This is a genomic window from Variovorax paradoxus (assembly GCA_016806145.1).
In the GTDB taxonomy this organism is placed as follows: Bacteria; Pseudomonadota; Gammaproteobacteria; order Burkholderiales; family Burkholderiaceae_C; genus Variovorax.
In genome coordinates this window covers 149,484-170,764 of record CP063166.1, presented here as the reverse complement: position 1 = coordinate 170,764, position 21,281 = coordinate 149,484, and the positions used below count along the sequence as shown (strand labels likewise).

The following is a 21,281-nucleotide window of genomic DNA, read 5'->3' as shown; positions in this document are numbered from 1 at the left end:
GCGCCTAGGATTCCTGCGGCACCGCCTCGCGGCTCGTGAGTCCTACCCTCGCCCCCGCGCGCAGCGCCTGCCGGTAGGCCGTCGGCGAACTCCCGGTGACGCGCTTGAAGGCATGGCTGAACGCGCTCTCGGAGGTGTAGCCCAGGCTCTGCGCCACGAGCGCGACCGGCGTGTCGTCCTCGCCCAGGGCGCGCTCGGCCAGGCGCATGCGCCACTCGGTCAGATAGCCCAGCGGCGCGATGCCGGCCACGGCCTTGAAGTGCGAGGCGAAGGTGGTGCGCGACATGGCGCAGGCGCTGGCCAGCTCCTCCAGGTGCCAGGCACGCGCCGGATCGTCGTGCATGGCCCGCAGGGCCGGCGCGATGCGCGGCTCGCTCAGGGCGCGCAGCCAGCCCGCGACCAGCGGCCCCGAGGTTCCCAGGTGCGCGCGCAGGATCTGGATGAACAGCAGCTGCGCGAGCTGGGCCGCGGCGAGCTGCGCACCCGGCTGTGCCTGCGTGCGCTCCTCCATCAGGTGATCGAGCAGCCAGCGGAACACCGGGGCCTGCGGCGCCGACGCGCGGACATGGATCCACGGCGGCAGCGCATTCAGCAGCAAGGGCCCGCTGACCGGGTCGAGCAGCACATGGCCGCCGATGTGCGCGAACTCGCTGCCGTCGCCGAGCTGCGCCGAGGAGCGGCCCGCGCCCGAGAACAGGCCCATGGCATCGACGGGCTCGGCCTCGGGATCGCTGGACAGGATCGACCAGCGGTGCGCCGACAGCAGCCCCACGTCGCCGGTCTCGAAGCGCGCGGGTTCGGGCTCCCCCTCGATGCGGACCCAGCAGTGGCCCTTCACGACGGCGAAGAACTTGATCTTGTCGGGCGCCGGAAACCGGATCGCCCAGGTGCCGCCGGCCGTGAAGCCGCCGGTCACCAGGCTCTGCGCATGGGTCAACTTGAGGATGTCGGAGAAGGGATCGGCGCTCATCTTCGTACTATCGCGCAAGCAAAGCGTACTCCCAAGCATTCACAGTCCGAGCCCCTCGAAATATCGTTCCCCATCTCGAATCAAGGACGAACAAGGAACGGATATGGAACAGGCTTTGGTATTGGTCACCGGCGGCACCGGCTTCATCGCGCAGCACTGCATCCTCGCGCTGCTGGCCCAGGGATTTCGCGTCCGCACGACCGTGCGCACGCTCGCACGGGAAGCGGAGGTCCGCGAGCACCTTAAGACAGGCGGCGCCGAGCCGGGCAAGCGGCTGGGCTTCGTGGTCGCGGACCTGGGCGCGGACGCCGGCTGGGCCGAGGCCGCCAAGGGATGCACCTACGTGATCCACGGCGCCTCGCCCACGCCATCGGGCAGCTATGCCACCGACGAGGACTGGGTCAGGCCGGCCGTCGACGGCAACCTGCGCGTGCTGCGCGCCGCGCGCGATGCGGGCGTCCAGCGCGTGGTCCTCACCTCGGCCTTCGGCGCGGTCGGCGTCGGCCATGGGCCGATGGGCCGGCCCTTCAATGAAGAGGACTGGAGCAACCTCGCGGGCGATGTCGCGCCCTATCAGCGGTCGAAGACGCTGTCCGAGCGCGCCGCCTGGGCCTTCGTCGAGAAGGAAGGCCGCGGCCTCGAGCTCGCGGCCGTCAACCCGACCGCGGTGCTGGGCCCCGCGCTCGGTGCCGACTTCTCGCACTCGATCCAGATCATCAAGGGAATGATGGACGGCCAGCCCGGCTCGCCCAGGATCAACTCGGGCTTCGTCGACGTGCGCGATGTCGCGGACCTGCACCTGCTCGCGATGACGCATCCGGCCGGCAAGGGCGAGCGCTTCCTCGCGATCGCGGGCGACAGCCTGTGGCTGGCCGACGTGGCGGGCATCCTGCGCGAGCGCATGGGCGCGGCGGCACAGAAGGTGTCGACGCGGGCCCTGCCGAACTGGCTGGTGCGGCTCGGCGCGAAGACCGACCCGCGCATGAAGGCCGTCGTGCCGATGCTCGGCGTGAACATGAACGCCACCAGCGAGAAGGCCCGGCGGCTGCTCGGATGGAACCCGCGCTCGGCCGAGGAGGCGATCGTCGCGACGGCCGAGAGCCTGGTGCGGCTGAAGCTGCTAAAGGCGTGAGCGGTGTGTCCTAGCGCGGCTCCACCACCGGGAACATCGGCTCGAAGCTGTCGAGCATCGCCATCAGCTCGGCCAGCTTCGCGCGGTCGCCCTCGATGCGCACCTGGCCGGCCAGCACCGCGGCCGGAAAGCTGGTCTGCTTCAGCGTCACGGCATCGAGCGTGGCGCGGCTCAGCGTCACCGTGGCGTCGGCATCCGGCTGCCGCCCGGCGATGTGGGTCAGGGCCGAGTTCTCGAGCGTCAGCACGAACTGCTGCTTCGAGTCCGTGAAGTTCCAGTTGATGACCAGCCGCTTGCTCTCGGCCTTCGCGGCATCGAGGCGCACGCCGAGGTAGTCGAAGAACAGGTCGTTGCTCACGGCCTTGAGCGTGTCGGCGTTGGCGGTGCCGCCCGACGGGATCTTCGGCACGCCGTTGCGCAGCTCCATCGCGCCCACCAGGTAGGCGCTGCGCCAGGTGCCGGCCTCCGACTGGTAGCCCAGCTGCTCGAGCGCGTCGGCGCCGAGCTCGCGCGCCGCGCGGTTCGTGGGATCGGCATAGACCACCTGGCTCATCGCGCTCGCGACCCAGCGGTACTCGCCCCTGGCGAAATCGCCACGGGCGCGCGCGATCACCGCCTCGGCGCCGCCCATGTACTCCACCGTCTTGCGGGCCTGGGCCACGGGCGGCAGCGGATTGAGGTTGGCGGGATTGGCGTCGTACCAGCCCAGGTACTTCTGGTAGACCGCCTTCGCGTTGTGCCGCAGGGTGCCGTAGTAGCCGCGCGCCGACCATTCCTGCTCGAGGCTCGCGGGCATGCGCAGGGTCTCGGCGATGTCGGCCGCGGTGTAGCCGTGGTTGAGCAGCCGCAGCGACTGGTCGTTGATGAACTTGTACATGTCGCGCTGCTTCTTCAGCAGCTCGACGATGCGCTCGCGCCCGGTGGTGGGCCAGTGGTGCTGCGCGATCAGCACGTCGGTCCTGTCGCCGAAGGCCACGCGCGCCTGGTCGATGTACTTCGACCACAGGCTGCCGTCGCGCACCTCGGCGCCGCGGATGGTGTAGAGGTTGTGCATGGTGTGCGTCACGTCCTCGGCCATGTTGAGCACGCGGAACTGCGGCAGGTACATCAGCATCTCGGACGGCGCTTCCGAGCCCGGCACGAGCTGGAACACGAACTGCACGCCGTCGATGGTGCGCTCCTCGGTCGGCTTGTCGATGGTGGCGGTGGGCGCGATCAGCGTGACGGTGCCGCGCGCCAGCGCCTTGCCCAGCCCGGTGTCGACCTGGCCGCGCACGCCCGGCGGCAGCAGCGAGCCGAACTGGTACTGCGAGCGCCGGCTCATCGCGTTGCCCGCGAGGATGTTCTCGGCCACCGCGGTCTCCATGAAGCCCGAGGGCGCGATCACCTGCACCTTGCCGGCCGCCACGTCGGCCTCGTCGACCACGCCCTTGACGCCGCCGAAGTGGTCGGCATGGCCGTGCGTGTAGACCACGATGCCGACCGGCTTGCGCGGCCGGTGCTGGTAGTACAGCGCGAGCGCGGCGCGCGCGGTCTCGGCGGCGAGCAGCGGGTCGATGACGATCAGCGTGCTGTCGCCCTCGACGATGGTCATGTTCGCGATGTCGAAGCCGCGCACCTGGTAGACCCGGTCGGTCACGCGGAACAGCCCGTGGATCGCATTGAGCTGCGCCTGACGCCACAGGCTCGGGTTGACGCTGTCGGCCGGCGCGTCGGCCTGCAGGAAGCCGTAGGGCTTCATGCTCCATGCCGGGCGCTCGCCGGCGCCGGGCACCAGCGCGTCGGGCACGGTGCCGATGAAGCCGCGCATCGCGTCCTCGAAATCGCGGCGGTCGGCGAAGGGCAGCGTCTTCGCGAATTCGGCATTGGCGGCCAGCGTGGCGGGCTCGGGTGGCTTGGGCGCGAGGGACGCTGCAGGCTGCGCGAAGGCCATGGCGCAGGCCAGCGCGGCGCAGGCGGCGGCGGCGCGATGTGCGCGTGGGAAGACGTGGAGGAGATGCATGTGCGGCCTGGCGCGAAGCTGGAAAGTGGCGCGATTTTGGGCAGCCCCCAAACCATTGGCAAATGCAAAATACGTCGATCGATTTGAAGAAAAACACAAGATCGCCATGCAGCTGCGCCAGCTCCAGCACCTCGTCGCCCTCGCCGAGCAGGGCAGCTTCGGCCGCGCGGCCCAGGCCTCGCACCTCTCGCAGCCCGCGCTCTCGCGCAGCATCGAGGCGCTCGAGGAGGGCCTGCAGGTCCGGCTGATCGACCGCGCCTACGGCACGGTGCGCTTCACGCAGGCCGGCGAGCTGGTGCTCGCGCGCGCCCGCGAACTGCTCATCGACGCGCGCCAGCTCAAGGAGGACGTGCTGCAGCTCGAGGGCCTGGCCGCCGGCAGCCTGCAGGTGGGCCTGGGGCCATTCGCGGCCGGCATGCTCGGGCGCGCGGCGCTCACGCTGCTGGTGCAGCGGCATCCGCAGCTCTCGGTGCGCACCGAGGTGGCCGACACCGCCACCCTGGCCGAGCGGCTGCACCGGCGCGAGATCGACCTGTTCATCGCCGACACGCGCGACCTCGCGCGCCAGGGCGGCCTCGAAACCATGCGGCTGCCCGACGTGCCGGTCTCGTTCTTCGTGCAGCCGCGCCATCCGCTGCGCAGGCTGGCGTCGGTCACGCTCGAGCAGGCGATGGACTACCCGGTCGCCGGCCCGAAGCTGCCCGCGCGCGTGGCCACTCAGTTCGAGCGCCAGGCGAAGCGCGCCGGCCGCGGCGTGTTCAACCTGGTCTGCGACGACACCGGCACCCTGCGCCACCTCGCGCTCACGGCGCGCGCCGTGGTGCTCGCGCCCGATGCGCCGGCCTTCCGCCACGAGACCCAGCCGCTGGTGCCGTTGCCCATCGCGGGCCTCGAAGGCATGCGCACCCACTACGGCCTGGTCACGCTCGCGGGCCGCACGCCCTCGCCGGCCGCGGCGGCCTACACCCGCTTCGTGACCGAGGTGATGTCGGCCGCGCCGGGGGCGGGAAGGACGGGTGCGCCAGAATAGCCCCCTGCCCTCCACCGTTCCCGCTCCTTCGTGACCACCTTGCGCCGCGCCCAGCCGCCCACCTTCTCGTCCGCTGAATTCCGCGCGGCGCTCGGCATGTTCGCCACCGGCGTGACCATCGTCACTGCGCGCGCGGCCAACGGCGCGCTGGTCGGGCTCACCGCCAACTCCTTCAATTCGGTCTCGCTGTCGCCGCCGCTGGTGCTGTGGAGCCTGTCGCGCAGCGCCGCCTCGATGGCCGCGCTGCGGGCCGGTTCGCACTACACGGTGAACATCCTCGCGGCCAGCCAGAAGACGCTGGCCGAGCGCTTCGCCACCAAGGACATCGACCGCTGGGCCGACGTGGACTTCACCGAGGGCCTGGGCGGCGCGCCGGTGCTCGCGGGCGCCGCGGCGAGCTTCGAGTGCTTCAACCGCAGCCGCTACGACGAGGGCGACCACGTGATCTTCGTCGGCGAGGTGGAGCGCTGCAGCCACGACGCCGGCGCCTCGCCGCTGTTGTTCCACGGCGGCCGCTTCTACACGGAACATCCCTTGTGAAGTACGCGGCGCCGGTGCTCGCCCTGCTGTGCGCCGTTGCCGCGCCGCATGCGGCGAGCGCGCAGGACGCCGCCGCGCCACTCAAGCAGAACTGGTTCGACGATCCCTTCTTCCGCGTCTCGGCCGGACTGCCGGGCTGCCCCGAACCCGAAGGCCCGTTCTACACGGCCGAGGAGCGCCGCATCCAGATCCATTCGCGGCTGGAGCGCGGCACCAGCTGCTGGCTCGCGGGCAAATGCAGCGACAGCAACGCCTACCGCTACGACAAGCCGCTCGCGCCCAAGGTGCGCGCCGCGCTCGAGGCGGTGCCAGGCCTGCGCCGGGGCAGCGTGTGGGTCATGGTGCAGCGGCGCTGGGTCTACCTGCAGGGCTGCGTGCCCTCGCCCGCGCTGGCACGCCAACTCGAACGCGCGGCGCGCGCGCTGCCCGACGTCGAGGCGGTGGTGCCCGACCTGATGGTGGGCACGCGCGGCAAGCCGCCGTACCCGGTCGCGGGGCGCTGAAGCCTCGGCGCGGGTCGCCTCAGCGCGGGTCGAGGTGGAGCACGACCACGCCGAGCACGATCATCGCCACGCCGAGGCAGCGCGCGAGCGTGACCGCTTCGCCGAACAGCAAGACGCCGCAGACGGCGATCAGCGCGGTGCCGGCGCCGGCCCAGACCGCGTAGGCCAGGCCGACCTCGAGCTGCCGCACCGCCAGCGCCATGAGCCAGATCGCGAGCGCATAGGCCGCCGCCACCACGGCCGAGGGCAGTGCGCGCGTGAAACCGTCGGCGTGGCGCAGCGCGAGGGTTCCGACGACCTCCGCCGCGATGCTGGCCGCGAGCAGCAGCCACGAGAAATTCCGCATGCCCATGCATGCCTCCCGGGCCCCGCATCTATACCGGATGCGGAACCAGGAACGGGAGGGGCGGTACCCGGGAACGAAACCCGGATGGTAGCGGGGAAGCGCCCGCGCGCTAGGATCGTCGGCGCCGCCGCGCGATGCGGGCGGGCCGCCTTGCGAAGAACGAACAACAGATGACCCAGAGAAAAACCCACCTCGACGCGCTCGCCATCGGCATGCTCGTCGTCTGCTGCGCCTTCTGGGGCCTGCAGCAGATCCTCATCAAGACCACCGTGGCCGAGGTGCCGCCGATGTGGCAGGCCTCGATGCGCATGGCCGGCGCGGTGGTGCTGCTGGGGCTGTGGTGCGCCTGGCGCAAGGTGCCGCTGTTCGAGCGCGACGGCACGCTGCCCGGCGGCCTGCTCGCGGGGCTGCTGTTCGCGGGCGAGTTCGCGGGCATCTACCTGGGGCTGCAGCTCACCAGCGCCTCGCGGCTCACGGTGTTCCTCTACACAGCGCCGTTCTGGGTCTCGCTGTTCCTGCCGCGCTGGGTGCCGGCCGAGCGGCTGCGCGGGCTGCAGTGGGCCGGGCTCGCGATCGCCTTCGCGGCCGTGGTGCTGGCCTTCAGCGAAGGCTTCGGCCATACCTCCTCGTCGCAACTGCGTGGCGACGCGCTGGCGCTCGCCGCCGGCATGCTGTGGGGCCTGACCACGCTGACCCTGCGTGCCACCAAACTCGCCACTGCGAGCGCCGAGAAGACGCTGTTCTACCAAGTCGCGGTGACGGCCGCGGTCTGCCCCGTGATCTCGCTCTTGCTCGGCGAGACCTGGGGCACGCACTACTCGACCTGGGCCTGGACCTCGATCGCGCTGCAGACCGTGATCGGCGCCTTCGCGAGCTACCTCGCGTGGATGTGGATGCTGCGCCACTACCCGGCCACGCAGATGTCCTCCTTCACCTTCCTCACGCCGCTGTTCGCGCTGGTGTTCGGCGTGCTGCTGCTGTCCGAGCCGCTCACGCCGCAGCTGGTGGTGGCGCTGGCCGGCGTGGCGGTGGGCATCGTGCTGGTCAACCGCGGCGGCGCGCGCCGCGCCTGAAGGAACGAGCGACATGGCGACATCCACCCGATTCCAGCCCGTGCTCGACGAGATCGCGGCCGCGATGCAACCGCTGCTGGGCCAGGCCGGCACGGTGGCCAGCTACATCCCCGCGCTCGCGCGCGTCGACGCGCGGCAGTTCGGCATCGCGCTGCGCACCTGCGACGGCGAGGAGGCCGCGGCCGGCGATGCCGACACGCCGTTCTCGATCCAGAGCGTGTCCAAGCTGTTCACGCTCACGCTCGCCATGCAGGCCGTGGGCGACGCGCTGTGGGAGCGCATCGGCCGCGAGCCCTCGGGCAATCCGTTCAACTCGCTGGTGCAGCTCGAGAACGAGCAGGGCAAGCCGCGCAATCCCTTCATCAATGCCGGCGCGATCGCGGTCGCCGACCGGCTCGTGAGCCATGCGCGCGCCGAGGGCGGCAGCGCCAAGGCGCGCATCCTCGCGCTCATGGCCAGCCTGGCGGGCGAGCCCGTGGGCTTCGACGAGGAGGTCGCGCGCTCGGAGGCCGAGACCGGCTTTCGCAACGTGGCGCTGGCCAACTTCATGAAGAGCTTCGGCAAGCTCGACAACGACGTGGCCGAGGTGCTCGACACCTACTTCCACCAGTGCGCGCTGCGCATGAGCTGCCGCCAGCTCGCGCACGCCGCCGGCTACCTGTGCCGCGACGGCGCGCACCCGATCGACGGCGAGGCCGCGATCACCAGCGAGCGCCAGACCCGGCGCATCAACGCGCTGATGCTCACCTGCGGCACCTACGACGCCGCGGGCGACGTGGCCTTCTCGATCGGCCTGCCCTGCAAGAGCGGCGTGGGCGGCGGCATCGTGGCCGTGGTGCCCGACCGGCTCACGCTCAGCGTGTGGTCGCCCGCGCTCGATGCCACCGGCAACTCGCTGCTGGGCATGAAGGCGCTCGAGATGTTCGTGGCGCGCACGGGGCTGTCGGTGTTCTGAAATGAAACGCCAACAGCCGGACGCAGAGGACGCGAAGATTTCGCGAAGAACGCAAAAGAGAAATTCAAAATTTTTCTTGCCTTCCTTTCGCGTCCTTCGCGCAACCTTCGCGTCCTCTGCGTCCGGAAGTCCGCTTCCGTCTTTGATCCCACCGGCCGTTTCATGAGATGCGGGTGGCGCGCAGCGCCATGGATGACTGAGTTGCTTCAAGCGCCGAGGGCGCGCAGCACGTCGTGGCAGGCGCCCATCGTGTGGTAGTCGGTCTTGCCGGCCGGGCTCTTCTCGTCGCCCAGCTTGCGGTTGTCGCGCGACAGGATGCGAAACCAGGCGCCATGCTCGTGATCGACCATGTGCCGCCAGGCGTAGTCCCAGATCCGGTCGTACCAGTCCCAGTAGCGCGACTCGCCGGTGCGCACCGCGAGCAGCGCGGCGGCCGCGAAGCTCTCGGCCTGCACCCAGAAGTACTTGTCGCCGTCGTAGAGCGCGCCCGCGGGATCGAAGCCGTAGACCAGGCCGCCGAAATCGGCATCCCAGCCGTGGCGCATCGCTGCCTCGAACAGCGACTGCGCGCGCGGCAGCATCCAGTCCGTCGCCACGCCCCGGCCGGCGAGCAGGCCCTCGAGCTGCAGCAGCAGCTTGGTCCACTCGGTCAGGTGGCCGGTCTGGAAACCCCAGGGCTTGAAGATGTCGGCGCGGTTGCCGCGGTTGTGCTCGGCATCGACCGTCCAGTCCTCGCGGAAGTGCTCCCAGACCCTGCCCCCGGTCAGGTCGGCCTGGCGCAGCGCGATCGCCTGCGCCAGCGTCGCCGCGCGCTCCAGGTACTTCGCGTCGCCCGTGGCCTCGAAGGCCGCCATCATCGCCTCGCAGGCATGCATGTTGGCGTTCTGGCCGCGGTAGGGAGACACGGTCCAGTCGGCAGTGGCTTCGTTCGCGTAGAGCTGATGGCGCGGCTCCCAGAAATGCCGCTCGAGCAGCTGCCAGGTGCTCTCGATGCCCGCGCGCGCCTCGTCCACGCCGGCCATCGCCGCATGCGCATGCGCGAGCAGCACGAAGGCCAGGCCATAGCAGTAGTGGGTGTCGTCGCGCACCTGCGCGCGGCCCTCGTGCCAGTCGAGCTCCCACAGGTAACCGCCCTGCGGATGCGCATGGGCGCGGTGCAGGAACGCGAGGCCGTGGCGCGTCGCCGCCAGGTGCTCGGGCCGGCCGAAGCGGCGCCAGGCGGTGGCGTTGTTGAAGACGAAGCGCGTGCTGCTCACCAGGTGGCGCGTGCGGCGGTCGTAGACCGTGCCGTCGTCCTTGAAGAAGTGGAAGAAGCCGCCGTGCGGATCGAGGCTGCGGCCGTCGTAGAACGCGAGCGTGTGCTGCACGTGGCCGATCAGGAAGTCGGGCGAACGGAAGTCGGGCATGGCGAGAAGGGCTGGGTTGCGATGGCGGGCGCGGCACCTCAGGCTATCAGCATCCCGGCCCGATCGTCGAGACAACGACGCCCTCGCGCAGCGCTCAGGCCAGCGCCGAGCGCGGCGCCGCCTGCAGGCAGCCCATGCCTTCGAGCGCGGCCTCGACCGCCTCGTCGAGCGGCGTGTGCGGCTCGCGGCCGAGCAGCGCCACCAGCTTCGCGTTGTCCATGGCCACGGGCGTGCGCCACAGGTAGCGCATCTCGCGCAGCTCGCGGAAGGTGGCGACGAAGGGCGAGGCCAGCAGCAGCGGCCACCACGGGAAGGCCGACACGCGCGCCTGCGTGCCGGTGCGGCGCGCCACCACGCGCCGGATGGCATCGGCCATGCGCGTGCCGTCGGCATCCCAGTGGCCGGCCATGTGGAAGCGGGCGAAGGGCTCGAGCCGGTCGCGCCGCGCCAGCAGCTCGACCATGGTGCGGGCCACGTCGGGCAGGTACGACCACAGGTGGCCGACACCGGCATCGCCGGGATAGCTCACGCCCCCGACCGGTTGCCCCGCCTTCACCAGGCCCTGCGAGAACCAGTTGTTGCCGGCCTTGGGGCCGAAGAAGTCGCCGGCGCGCACGATCAGCACGCGCGCGCCCTCGCGGCTCGCGCGCTCGAGGCGGCGCTCCATCTCGACCCGGATCGCGCCCTTGCGCGTGGCCGGATGCTGGGGCGCATCCTCGGCCAGCAGCGGGAAGGCATCGGCGCCGTAGTTGTAGACGCTGCCGGGCAGCACGATGGTCGCGCCCTCGGCCCTGGCGGCCGCGATCGTGTGGTCGAGCATCGGCAGCACCAGCTGCGACCAGCGGCGGTAGCCGGGCGGATTGACCGCATGCACGATGACCGCGCAGCCGCGCGCGGCCTCGCGCACGTCGCGTGCCTCCATCGCGTCGCCGCCCACCCAGTCGATGCCGTCGCGCCGCTGCGCCTCTGCGCCGCGCTTCATCGCGCGCACCCGCCACCCCGCGTCGCGCAGCTGGCGCGCCGCTTCGCCGCCGATGCCGCCCGTCGCGCCCAGAACCAGAACCGTGTCGTTGCTTGCCATGAAACATCTCCAAAACAGTGATCGATGGATGAATTCTGGGCAGGCCGGGGTTCAAATGGAATTGCCGAACATGAGCCATCCGCCATACATTTATGCATGACCTGGACCATCAGCTGGGAGCTCTACCGCTCCTTCCTCGGCGTGCTGCGCGAGGGCTCCCTCTCGGGCGCGGCGCGCGCGCTCGGCATCACGCAACCCACCGTCGGGCGCCACGTCGCGGCGCTCGAGGAAGCGCTCGAGGTGGTGCTCTTCACGCGCTCGCAGGTCGGGCTGCTGCCCACCGAGGTGGCGCTGGCGCTGCGCACGCATGCCGAGGCCATGGAGAGCACGGCCGCCTCGCTGCAGCGCGCGGCCAGCGGCCAGGGCGAAGGCGTGCGCGGCGTGGTGCGGGTGTCGACCAGCGAGGTGGTCGCGGTGGAGGTGCTGCCGCCGATCGTGGCGAAGCTGCGCGAAGCCCATCCGGCGCTCAAGGTCGAGCTGGTGTCGACCAACCGCGTGCAGGACCTGCTGCGGCGCGAGGCCGACATCGCGGTGCGCATGGTGCGCCCGCGCCAGGAGCAATTGGTGGCGCGCCGCATCGGCGACATCGAGCTGGGCTTCCATGCCCATCCCGACTACCTCGCGCGCCACGGCACGCCGCGCACGGCCGAGGAGCTGATGCGCCACACGCTGATCGGCTACGACCAGCCCACGGCCTTCGTGCGCGACGCGATCAAGTCCTTCAAGGGCTTCACGCGCGACGCCTTCTCGCTGCGCGCCGACAGCGACCTCGCGCAGTTGGCGCTGATCCGCGCCGGCGCCGGCATCGGCGTGTGCCAGGTCGCGCTGGCGCGGCGCGGCCCGGCGCTGGTGCGGCTGCTGCCGCGCGCGCTGTCGCTGAAGCTCGAGACCTGGGTCACGATGCACGAGGACCTGCGCGCGAGCCCGCGCTGCCGCGTCACCTTCGACGCGCTGGCCGAGGGGCTGCAGGCCTACATCGCCGGCCAGGGGACAATGGCACGCGCAAGAACCTCCGCCTCCGAATGACCGACACGACCCCGACCACCGAATCCGACGACATCCTCCCGCTGCAACAGGACCGCCTCTGGCGCGACGAGCGCTGGACCGCCCGCATCATCAAGAACGAGGAAGACGACGGCTGGGCCGTCGAGATGACGCGCCATGGCGACCCCGAGCCCGCGCTGGTCGGCCCCTGGACCATGGGCCGCGACAAGAAGAACCCGAAGCCGCTCGACGGCCCCGCCTTCTCCACGCTGGTGAAGACCGCGGCCGAGGTGATCCGCCGCCACGAGCAGCAGCTGCACGCCACGCTCAACCGCAGCGTGACGGTGAGCGCCGGCGACCGGCGCATCCGCGTCACGCTGGCCATCGTGCCCGACGAGGACAACCCCTCGGCCACGCTGAGCGCCTTCGACGACGCCGACGACAGCGAGCTCGCGCGCGTGAACGTGCCGGCCTCGTTCAAGCTCAGCGCCACCAGCGCCTCGGCCTGGATCGACGCGGACTTCGCGCGGCCGCGCTGACCCCGCGCAAAGCGGCCCCAGGCGCGCCTGTGCGCGCAAATAGCACAGTCCCCGCCGGCCCGCCAATCCGCACAACAACGTATTTGCAGACCGGCGCGGGTTGAGAAGAATCCGCCGCAACGAGCAATCGTTACCAGTCATGCGACGCCCGCTGCCAATGCTGCCAGCGAGGTGTCGGGCAACAAGGCCCGAATCGGTTTGAACACCGGTTCGGGCCTTTTTGTTTTTTCGGTCGCAACAGGGCTTTCGTCGAAACGGATGCATGCATCCGCTGGCGGAGCTTTGCCCGAAGCAAAGGCACTGGCGACGAAGCGCCCGTTTGCAGGGCCGCGTGGCGGGAGGAGACACCCAAAGCGCGGTTCCGAAGGTCGGATCTTCCTGACGACTCGCACAACCACAAAGGAATTTGACATGACGAACGCTTTCAACCGCCGCCAGATCGTGAAGACCGGCGGCTCGATGATCGTGCTGGGCGCCGCGGGCGGCGTGGCGCCGCTGGCCTTCGCGCAGGACGGCGGCACGGTGAAGCTCGGGCTGCTGCATTCGCTCTCGGGCACGATCGCGATCGCCGAGGCGTCGCTGGTCGACGCCGAGAAGCTCGCGATCGAGGAGATCAACGCCGCCGGCGGCGTGCTCGGCAAGAAGATCGAGGCCGTGGTGGAAGACGGCGCGAGCGAGAACCCGGTGTTCGCCGAGAAGGCGCGCAAGCTGCTCGAGCGCGACAAGGTGGCGGCCATCATCGGCTGCTACACCTCGGCCTCGCGCAAGGCGCTGCTGCCGGTGCTCGCCCAGGCCAAGGGCCTGCTGTTCTATCCCACCTACTACGAGGGCCAGGAGCAGGACAAGCGCGTGTTCTATCCCTCGCAGGAAGCCACGCAGTCGGTGATCGCGGCGGTCGAATGGATGGCGCGCGAGAAGGGCAAGAACTTCTTCCTCGTGGGCTCGGACTACATCTATCCGCGCACCTGCAACAAGATCGCCAAGCCCGCGATCGGCAAGGCCGGCGGCAAGGTGCTCGGCGAGGAATACGCGCCGCTGGGCCACACCGAGTTCTCCTCGATCATCAACAAGATCAAGGCCGCCAAGCCCGACTGCATCTACAGCACGGTGGTCGGCGGCTCGAACGTGGCCTTCTACAAGCAGCTGCGCGCGGCCGGGCTCGACGGCACGAAGCAGGTGCTGCTGTCGACCGTGGTGTCGGAGAACGAGATCGAAGGCATCGGCAAGGACAACGCCGCCGGCTACTACGCCTGCATGGGCTACTTCCAGAGCATCAAGTCGCCGGCCAACGAGAAGTTCGTGAAGGCCTTCAAGGCCAAGTACGGGCAGGACCGCGTGATCGGCGACCCGATGGAGGTGGCCTACAACAGCGTCTACCTCTGGAAGCTGGCGGTGGAGAAGGCCAAGTCCTTCGAGGTCGACAAGGTCACGGCCGCCGCCGCGGGCGTGGAGATCGAGGCGCCCGAGGGCACGGTGCGCGTGCACGCCACCAACCACCACGTGTGGAAGAAGGTGCGCGTGGGCCGCGCGCGGCCCGACGGGCAGTTCGACATCGTCTGGGAATCGCCGCAGCTGGTCGAGCCCAACCCGTTCCCGAAGGTCTGAGCGCGATGAACTTCGACATCGCGGTGATGCAGGTGTTCAACGGCGTGAGCCTGTTCACCATCCTGCTTCTGATGGCGATCGGGCTGGCCATCGTGTTCGGCCTGATGGGCGTCATCAACATGGCGCACGGCGAGCTGATGGCGCTCGGTGCCTACATGACCTACCTGGCGTCGCGCTTCTTCGAGCACTACGCGCCGGGCTTCATGGACCTCTACCTGTTCGCCGCGATCCCGTTCGCGTTCGCCGTGACCTTCGCGTTCGGCTATGTGCTGGAGCGCGGCTTCATCCGCTTCTTCTACGACCGGCCGCTCGACACCCTGCTCGCGACCTGGGGCCTGAGCCTCATGCTGCAGCAGGCCTACCGCTCGCTGTTCGGCGCGCAGGAAGTCAGCGTGCCGCTGGCCTCCTGGCTCGCCGGGGCGTGGGAACCGACGCCGGGCATCCAGCTGCCGCTCACGCGCCTGTTCATCATCGGGCTCACGGCCATCGTCGCCATCGGCGTCTACCTGCTGCTCTACCGCACCTCCTGGGGGCTGAAGGTGCGCGCGGTGACGCAGAACCGCGCGATCGCGGGCGCGGTCGGCATCGACACGCAGCGCGTCGATGCGCTGACCTTCGCGCTGGGCTCGGGCCTGGCGGGCATCGCGGGCGCGGTGTTCACGATGATCGGCTCGACCAACCCCGGCACCGGCCAGCTCTACATCGTCGACTCCTTCATCGTGGTGGTGTTCGGCGGCGTGCAGAGCCTGATCGGCACCGCGCTCTCGGGCTTCGCCATCGCGCAGTCGCAGACCTGGCTCGAGTACCTGATGAGCGGCTCGATGGCCAAGGCCACGATCCTGCTGCTGGTGATCGCGGTGCTCTACGTGCGGCCCAACGGGCTGTTCGCGACCCGGTCGAGGAGCTGAGCGAATGAGCATGAAGCTTTCTCCCCAACGCCGCGGCGACCTCGTCGGGCTGGCGGCCGTGCTGCTGCTGCTGGCCGTGGTGCTGCCGGCCACGCTCGATCCGTTCCGCCTCAACCTCGTGAGCAAGTACCTGGCCTTCGCCTTCGTCGCGATCGGCGTGGTGCTGACCTGGGGCTACGGCGGCGTGCTGAGCCTGGGCCAGGGCCTGTTCTTCGGCCTCGGCGGCTACATGATGGCGATGTTCCTCAAGCTCGAGGCCTCGGCGCCCGAGCTGCCGGACTTCATGGTCTGGAGCAGCGTCGAGCAGTTGCCCTCGTGGTGGATCCCCTTCCACTCGCTGGGCTGGACCCTGGTCGGCATCCTCGCGATCCCCGCCCTGCTCGCCTACGTGTTCTCGTACGCGATCTTCAAGCGGCGCGTGAGCGGCGTGTACTTCGCGATCGTCACGCTGTCGCTGGCGCTCACGCTCACCGTGGTGGTGATCGGCCAGCAGGGCGACACCGGCGGCGCCAACGGCATCACCGACTTCCGCACGCTGCTGGGGTGGGACATCGCGGGCGACGCGGCCAAGCGGACCATGTACTTCATCGAGGTGGCGGCCGTCGCGCTCGCGATGATGGGCGCGCTGCTGATCGTGCGCAGCCGCTTCGGCAAGATCCTGATCGCCATCCGCGACCGCGAGGACCGCGTGCGCTTCAGCGGCTACAACACGGCGCACATGAAGGCCTTCGTGTTCGCGGTGGCGGCCCTGCTGTCGGCCATCGGCGGCGCCTTCTACAGCCTGCAGGTGGGGCTGATCGCGCCCGGCGTGATCGGCGTGGTGGCCTCGGTCGAGATGGTGATCTACGCGGCGGTGGGCGGGCGGCTCTCGATTCCCGGCGCGGTGATCGGCGCGCTGCTGATCGGCTTCCTCAAGTCCTACCTGTCGGAGACCTTCCCCGAGGGCTGGCTCTACTTCCTCGGCGCGGTCTTCATCCTCGTGGTGTGGGCGATGCCGAACGGCCTGGCGGGCCTGGGCGAGAAGCTGCTGCGCCGCCGCGGCGCGGAGGCCGCGCCATGAACGCGACGCTGGCGATGCCCAACGGCGGCCTGCCGCAGGCGGCCTCGGCCGTGCCGCCCTCGAACGAGCAGATCCTGCGCGTCGAGGACCTCACGGTCTCCTTCGACGGCTTCAAGGCGGTCGACGGCCTGAGCCTCTCGGTCGAGCGCAACGAGCTGCGCGTGATCATCGGCCCGAACGGCGCGGGCAAGACCACGCTGCTCGACATGGTCTGCGGCAAGACCCGGCCCAGCGCGGGCCGGGTGCTGTTCAACGGCCAGGACCTGGGCCGCATGAACGAGCACGAGATCGTGCGCGCCGGCGTGGGCCGCAAGTTCCAGACGCCCTCGGTCTACGAGGACCTCACGGTGCTCGAGAACTTCGAGATTTCGCTGCCGCGCATGCACGGCCTGTGGCAGTCGCTGAGCTTTCGCCGCACCCGCGCGCTGCGCGAGCGCATCGAGGCGATGGCCACCGAGGTGTTCCTGGTCGAGCGCCTCGACCGCCGCGCGGGCCAGCTGAGCCACGGCCAGAAGCAGTGGCTCGAGATCGGGATGCTGCTGATGCAGGAGCCCGAGCTGCTGCTGCTCGACGAGCCCGTGGCCGGCATGAGCCCGCGCGAGCGCGAGCAGACCGGCGACCTGCTGCGCCGCATCTCGGTGGGCAAGTCGGTGGTGGTGATCGAGCACGACATGGATTTCGTCAAGCGCATCGCGCACCGCGTGACCGTGCTGCACCAGGGCCGGCTGCTCAGCGAGGGCACGGCCGCCGAGGTGCAGGCCGACCCGCGCGTGATCGACGTCTACCTCGGCCATTGAAGGAGTCCAACGCATGCTCGAAGTCTCCGCACTCGATGTCGCCTACGGCGAGTCGCACGTGATCCACGATGTCTCGCTGCGCGTCGCGCCCGACGAGGCGGTCGCCGTCATGGGCCGCAACGGCATGGGCAAGACCACGCTGCTGAAGTCGCTGATCGGCCTCTTGCCCGCGCGCGGCGGCAGCATCCGCCTGAACGGCACCGAGCTCACCCGGCTGCCGAGCCACCAGCGCGTGGCGCACGGGCTGGCCTTCGTGCCGCAGGGCCGCATGGTGTTCCCGCACCTCACGGTGGAGCAGAACATCCTCTCGGGCGCCGCGCGCTCGGGCCACCGCACGGTGCCCGACTACCTCTACCGCTTCTTCCCGGTGCTGCAGGACATGAAGCAGCGCAAGGCCGGCAACCTCTCGGGCGGCCAGCAGCAGATGCTGGCGATCGCGCGCGCGCTGATCTCCGAGCCCAGGGTGCTGATCCTCGACGAGCCCACCGAGGGCATCCAGCCTTCGATCATCAAGGAGATCGCGCAGACGCTGAACGTGCTGCGCGCCGAGCGCGGCTTCGCGATCGTGGTCTCGGAGCAGGTGCTGAGCTTCGCGCTCGCGCTGGCCGACCGCTTCCTCGTGATCGACCGCGGCCGCCTGGTGCACGACGAGGCGCGCGCCACGCTCGACCAGGACAAGGTCCGCTCTTTCCTCACTGTCTGAACCCCTTCCCTTCCCAACCACCCCTTCAGGAGCAGCGTCATGAGACATGGTGATATTTCGAGCAGCAACGATTGCGTCGGCGTCGCGGTCGTCAACTACAAGATGCCCCGCCTTCACACCAAGGCCGAGGTGCTCGACAACGCGCGCAAGATCGGCGAGATGCTGGTCGGCATGAAGAAAGGCCTGCCGGGCATGGACCTGGTGATCTTTCCCGAGTACTCCACGCACGGGATCATGTACGACGCCAAGGAGATGTACGACACCGCGGCCTCGGTGCCCGGCGAGGAGACCGCGATCTTCGCCGACGCCTGCCGGCGCGCCAACGTCTGGGGCGTGTTCTCGCTGACCGGCGAGCGCCACGAGGAGCATCCGAACAAGGCGCCCTACAACACGCTGATCCTCATGAACAACCAGGGCGAGATCGTCCAGAAGTACAGGAAGATCATGCCGTGGGTGCCGATCGAGGGCTGGTACCCGGGCGACTGCACGTACGTGAGCGAAGGCCCGAAGGGCATGAAGATGAGCTTGATCATCTGCGACGACGGCAACTACCCCGAGATCTGGCGCGACTGCGCGATGCGTGGTGCCGAGCTCATCATCCGCTGCCAGGGCTACATGTACCCGGCCAAGGAGCAGCAGATCCTGGTGTCGAAGGCGATGGCCTTCATGAACAACACCTATGTGGCGGTGGCCAACGCGGCCGGCTTCGACGGCGTGTACTCGTACTTCGGCCACTCGGCGCTGATCGGCTTCGACGGCCGCACGCTCGGCGAATGCGGCGAGGAGGAGATGGGCATCAACTACGCCGAACTCTCGATGGGCCTGATCCGCGACGCGCGGCGCAACGGCCAGTCGCAGAACCACCTGTTCAAGCTGGTGCACCGCGGCTACACCGGCACCATCAACTCGGGCGACGGCGACAAGGGCGTGGCGGCCTGCCCCTACAACTTCTACACGCAGTGGATCAACGACCCCGAGGGCACACGCGAGAGGGTGGAGTCGTTCACGCGCAGCACCGTGGGCACGCCCGAATGCCCGATCGAGGGGATTCCGAACGAGCCGGCCAAGCACCGTTGAGCGAGGGCCACGACACGCCATGAACGCACCCGTGCACGATCCGCTCGCGGCCTGGCGCATCGAGTCCGAGCCCTTCTACCGGCCCGCCGGCAACGAGGTGGCGCTGTACCGGCAGGCCTGGCGCCACCGCATGCCGCTGATCCTCAAGGGGCCGACCGGCTGCGGCAAGACGCGCTTCGTCGAGCACATGGCGTGGTCGCTGGGCCGGCCGCTGGTGACGCTGGCCTGCAACGAGGACATGACGGCCTCCGACCTGGTCGGGCGCTACCTGCTCGACGCCGACGGCACGGCCTGGCACGACGGGCCGCTGACGCTGGCGGTGCGCCACGGCGGCATCTGCTACCTCGACGAGGTGGTGGAGGCGCGGCAGGACACGACGGTGGTGATCCATCCGCTGACCGACGCGCGCCGCATCCTGCCGCTCGACAAGAAGGGCGAGCTGGTGCGCGCGCATCCCGACTTCCAGCTCGTGGTGTCGTACAACCCCGGCTACCAGAGCAGCGCCAAGGACCTCAAGCCCTCGACGCGCCAGCGCTTCGCGGCGCTGGAGTTCGACTATCCCGATGGCGCGCTCGAGGCCGAGATCGTGGCGCACGAGGCCGGCATCGACACCGCGCTGGCCGCGAAGCTGGTGGCCGTCGCGCACTGTTCGCGCGAACTCAAGCACCGCGGGCTCGACGAGGGCGTGTCGACGCGCATGCTGATCTACGCGGGCGTGCTGATCCGCGACGGCGTGACGCCGCGCGAGAGCTGCGAGATGACGATGACGCGCGCGCTGACCGACGACCCCGACATGGCGAGCGCGCTGCAGGGCTTCGTCGAGGCCCAGTTCGGATGATGCGCGACACGGGCAGCTTCGCCGCGCTGGGGCTGCTCGCGCGCGGGCTGGCCGGCATGGCGCTCGAGGTGCAGCCGCTGGTGGCCGGCGCGAAGCCGGGCACGCGCGCGGTGCTCGCGGCCGGGCGGCTGCTGGTTCCCGAGGACAGCCCGCCGGCGCTGCGCCGCGCGATGGTCGCGCATGCGGTGGCGCACCTGCGGCATTCGACGCCCGCGCGCCGCGCGAACACGCTGCGGCCGATGGGCATCGCGCTGGTGTCGGCGATCGAGGACGCGCGCGTCGAGCGGCTGCTGGTGCGCGACTTCCCCGGCCTGCATGGCTGGTTCGCCGACGCGCTGCCGCCCGCGCCCGATCCGCTCGACCTGCGTTTCGAGGCGCTGCTGCTGCGCATGGACCGGCTGCTGCTGCGGCCCGAGCTGCACGACGGCAGCCACTGGGTCGAGAAGGCGCGCCGGCTGTTTGAGGACACCGCGGCGCACGCGGGCCTGGCGGACTACGAGGCCTTCCGCGCGATCGCCTCGATCCTGGCCAACGACCTGGGCCAGATGCGCGTGCGTTTCGAGCCCCAGGGCTACGCGGTGCCCGCGCCTTGGCGCGACGACAACAGCTGGCTCTGGGACTTCGGCGCCGATGCGACGCCGCCACCGCCCGACGAGGCGATCGCGCTGCAGCAGTCGGGCGCGCGCATGCCGCCGCCCTCCGACGCGGGCGATGCGGCCGCCGAAGCACCGCCCGAGTTCGGTGACATGGAGCTGGGCCGCTACACCTATCCCGAATGGGACCGCCGCCTCGAGCGCCTGCGGCCCGACTGGTGCACGGTGATCGAGAAGCTTCCCGGGTGGCAGGGCCTGCTGCCAAGCCAGGCGCAAGCGGCCCTGCGCGCCGAGAGCCTGCCGCCGCTGGCGCTGCCGCGCGCGCTCCACCTCGACCGCCGGCACCGGCTGCGGCGGCAATGGGAGGGCGACGACATCGACCTCAATGCGGCGATCGAGGTGCTGGTCGACCGGCGCCAGCGGCTGCGTCCCGATGCGCGCTTGTTCATGCGGCCCGGCAAGGCGCCGCGGCCGTCGAGCGTGCTGGTGCTGCTCGACCTGTCGGCCTCGGCCAACGATGCGGGCCCGCACGGCCTGTCGCTGCTCGAGATCGAGAAGCAGGCCGCGCTGATGCTCGCCGCCGCGCGGCTGCGCGGCGCGGACCGGCTCGCGGTGCACGGCTTCTCGTCGAACACGCGCGCCGAGGTCTACTACTACCGGCTGCTCGAGTTCGGCCAGCCGCTCTCGCCGCCGGCGCGCGCGACGATCGGCGCGGTGCGCGGCCGCTACTCGACGCGCATGGGCGCGGCACTGCGGCATGCGGCGGCGCTGCTCGCGGACGAGCCCGCGGGCCAGCGCGCGATCCTGCTGGTGACCGACGGCGCGCCGGCCGACATCGACGTGCACGATCCGAAGTACCTCGTCGAGGATGCGCGCGAAGCGGTGGCCGAAGCACGCGGCGCGGGCGTGCGCACCGCCTGCATCGCGGTCGATGTCGCGGCCGATTCCTATGTGCGGCGCATCTTCGGCTGGCGCAACTATTGCATCGCCGACGATGCGCGCAGCCTGCCCGCGCGGCTCGCGCGCATGAGCGCGCGGCTGGCCGCGGCCCACTGACGAAAGCATCGAACTGCGATAGGGTGGAGCCCCGAACGAATCCCACACGAGACAGAAAAGACATGACGGCCCCTCACCCCTCA

General features: G+C 70.2%; 21 protein-coding genes. 16 read left to right on the top strand and 5 right to left on the bottom strand.

Annotation, left to right across the window (positions count from 1 at the left end; all coding sequences use genetic code 11):
* Positions 1–4: 4 nt before the first annotated feature.
* On the bottom strand, positions 5–1,009 hold the full coding sequence (locus INQ48_00855) for an AraC family transcriptional regulator (protein QRF57847.1): 1,005 nt from the start codon (positions 1,007–1,009) through the stop codon (positions 5–7).
* Between the two features lie 64 nt (positions 1,010–1,073).
* Here INQ48_00855 and INQ48_00850 point away from each other — a divergent pair, with 64 nt between their 5' ends.
* Positions 1,074–2,102 carry an aldehyde reductase gene (locus INQ48_00850; protein QRF57846.1) on the top strand — a complete coding sequence of 343 codons (1,029 nt, stop codon included), beginning with the start codon at positions 1,074–1,076 and terminating at the stop codon, positions 2,100–2,102.
* Between the two features lie 10 nt (positions 2,103–2,112).
* Here INQ48_00850 and INQ48_00845 read toward each other — a convergent pair whose 3' ends face one another.
* Positions 2,113–4,035, bottom strand: coding sequence for an MBL fold metallo-hydrolase (locus INQ48_00845; GenBank protein QRF60562.1), 1,923 nt, complete (start codon positions 4,033–4,035; stop codon positions 2,113–2,115).
* A 175-nt stretch (positions 4,036–4,210) separates the two neighbouring features.
* Between INQ48_00845 and INQ48_00840 the strand changes: the two genes are divergently transcribed.
* The 3 genes from INQ48_00840 to INQ48_00830 are packed head-to-tail and all read left to right on the top strand — an operon-like array spanning position 4,211 to position 6,177.
* Positions 4,211–5,134, top strand: a complete 924-nt coding sequence (locus tag INQ48_00840) for a LysR family transcriptional regulator (GenBank protein ID QRF57845.1) — start codon at positions 4,211–4,213, stop codon at positions 5,132–5,134.
* Between the two features lie 30 nt (positions 5,135–5,164).
* The gene (locus INQ48_00835; protein ID QRF57844.1) at positions 5,165–5,674 is read left to right on the top strand and encodes a flavin reductase family protein; all 510 of its coding nucleotides are present in this window, start codon (positions 5,165–5,167) and stop codon (positions 5,672–5,674) included.
* On the top strand, positions 5,671–6,177 hold the full coding sequence (locus INQ48_00830; protein QRF57843.1) for a BON domain-containing protein: 507 nt from the start codon (positions 5,671–5,673) through the stop codon (positions 6,175–6,177). Before INQ48_00835 ends, INQ48_00830 begins: the two co-directional genes overlap by 4 nt.
* A 19-nt stretch (positions 6,178–6,196) precedes the next feature.
* Here INQ48_00830 and INQ48_00825 read toward each other — a convergent pair whose 3' ends face one another.
* Positions 6,197–6,529 (bottom strand): multidrug efflux SMR transporter, encoded by a 333-nt coding sequence (locus INQ48_00825; GenBank protein QRF57842.1) that lies wholly within the window; start codon positions 6,527–6,529, stop codon positions 6,197–6,199.
* 164 nt (positions 6,530–6,693) lie between these two features.
* On the opposite strand from INQ48_00825, the gene INQ48_00820 reads away from it, so the two are divergent.
* Positions 6,694–7,596 (top strand): DMT family transporter, encoded by a 903-nt coding sequence (locus INQ48_00820; protein QRF57841.1) that lies wholly within the window; start codon positions 6,694–6,696, stop codon positions 7,594–7,596.
* A gap of 13 nt (positions 7,597–7,609) precedes the next feature.
* The gene (locus tag INQ48_00815) at positions 7,610–8,551 is read left to right on the top strand and encodes a glutaminase (GenBank protein QRF57840.1); all 942 of its coding nucleotides are present in this window, start codon (positions 7,610–7,612) and stop codon (positions 8,549–8,551) included.
* A 206-nt stretch (positions 8,552–8,757) separates the two neighbouring features.
* Here the strand turns inward: INQ48_00815 and INQ48_00810 are convergent, their stop codons facing one another.
* Positions 8,758–9,957, bottom strand: a complete 1,200-nt coding sequence (locus tag INQ48_00810) for an AGE family epimerase/isomerase (protein ID QRF57839.1) — start codon at positions 9,955–9,957, stop codon at positions 8,758–8,760.
* A 94-nt stretch (positions 9,958–10,051) separates the two neighbouring features.
* Positions 10,052–11,038, bottom strand: coding sequence for an NAD(P)H-binding protein (locus INQ48_00805; protein QRF57838.1), 987 nt, complete (start codon positions 11,036–11,038; stop codon positions 10,052–10,054).
* A gap of 96 nt (positions 11,039–11,134) precedes the next feature.
* Here INQ48_00805 and INQ48_00800 point away from each other — a divergent pair, with 96 nt between their 5' ends.
* From INQ48_00800 to INQ48_00755, 10 genes are all read left to right on the top strand, one after another.
* Positions 11,135–12,064: a LysR family transcriptional regulator gene (locus INQ48_00800; protein ID QRF57837.1), complete on the top strand. Its 930-nt coding sequence runs from the start codon at positions 11,135–11,137 to the stop codon at positions 12,062–12,064.
* Complete coding sequence (locus tag INQ48_00795; GenBank protein QRF57836.1) at positions 12,061–12,561, top strand: hypothetical protein; 501 nt, start codon at positions 12,061–12,063, stop codon at positions 12,559–12,561. Before INQ48_00800 ends, INQ48_00795 begins: the two co-directional genes overlap by 4 nt.
* A gap of 411 nt (positions 12,562–12,972) precedes the next feature.
* Positions 12,973–14,166, top strand: a complete 1,194-nt coding sequence (gene urtA, locus INQ48_00790; protein QRF57835.1) for an urea ABC transporter substrate-binding protein — start codon at positions 12,973–12,975, stop codon at positions 14,164–14,166.
* A 5-nt stretch (positions 14,167–14,171) separates the two neighbouring features.
* On the top strand, positions 14,172–15,074 hold the full coding sequence (gene urtB / locus INQ48_00785; GenBank protein QRF57834.1) for an urea ABC transporter permease subunit UrtB: 903 nt from the start codon (positions 14,172–14,174) through the stop codon (positions 15,072–15,074).
* 10 nt (positions 15,075–15,084) lie between these two features.
* Positions 15,085–16,134 carry an urea ABC transporter permease subunit UrtC gene (urtC, locus tag INQ48_00780; GenBank protein ID QRF57833.1) on the top strand — a complete coding sequence of 350 codons (1,050 nt, stop codon included), beginning with the start codon at positions 15,085–15,087 and terminating at the stop codon, positions 16,132–16,134.
* Complete coding sequence (gene urtD, locus INQ48_00775) at positions 16,131–16,931, top strand: urea ABC transporter ATP-binding protein UrtD (GenBank protein ID QRF57832.1); 801 nt, start codon at positions 16,131–16,133, stop codon at positions 16,929–16,931. The genes urtC and urtD overlap by 4 nt, the downstream gene beginning before the upstream one ends.
* A 13-nt stretch (positions 16,932–16,944) precedes the next feature.
* Positions 16,945–17,634 (top strand): urea ABC transporter ATP-binding subunit UrtE, encoded by a 690-nt coding sequence (urtE, locus tag INQ48_00770; protein ID QRF57831.1) that lies wholly within the window; start codon positions 16,945–16,947, stop codon positions 17,632–17,634.
* A 39-nt stretch (positions 17,635–17,673) separates the two neighbouring features.
* Positions 17,674–18,711 (top strand): aliphatic amidase, encoded by a 1,038-nt coding sequence (locus INQ48_00765; GenBank protein QRF57830.1) that lies wholly within the window; start codon positions 17,674–17,676, stop codon positions 18,709–18,711.
* 19 nt (positions 18,712–18,730) lie between these two features.
* Complete coding sequence (locus tag INQ48_00760) at positions 18,731–19,549, top strand: CbbQ/NirQ/NorQ/GpvN family protein (GenBank protein ID QRF57829.1); 819 nt, start codon at positions 18,731–18,733, stop codon at positions 19,547–19,549.
* Positions 19,546–21,198, top strand: coding sequence for a VWA domain-containing protein (locus INQ48_00755; protein ID QRF57828.1), 1,653 nt, complete (start codon positions 19,546–19,548; stop codon positions 21,196–21,198). Before INQ48_00760 ends, INQ48_00755 begins: the two co-directional genes overlap by 4 nt.
* Positions 21,199–21,281 lie beyond the last annotated feature (83 nt).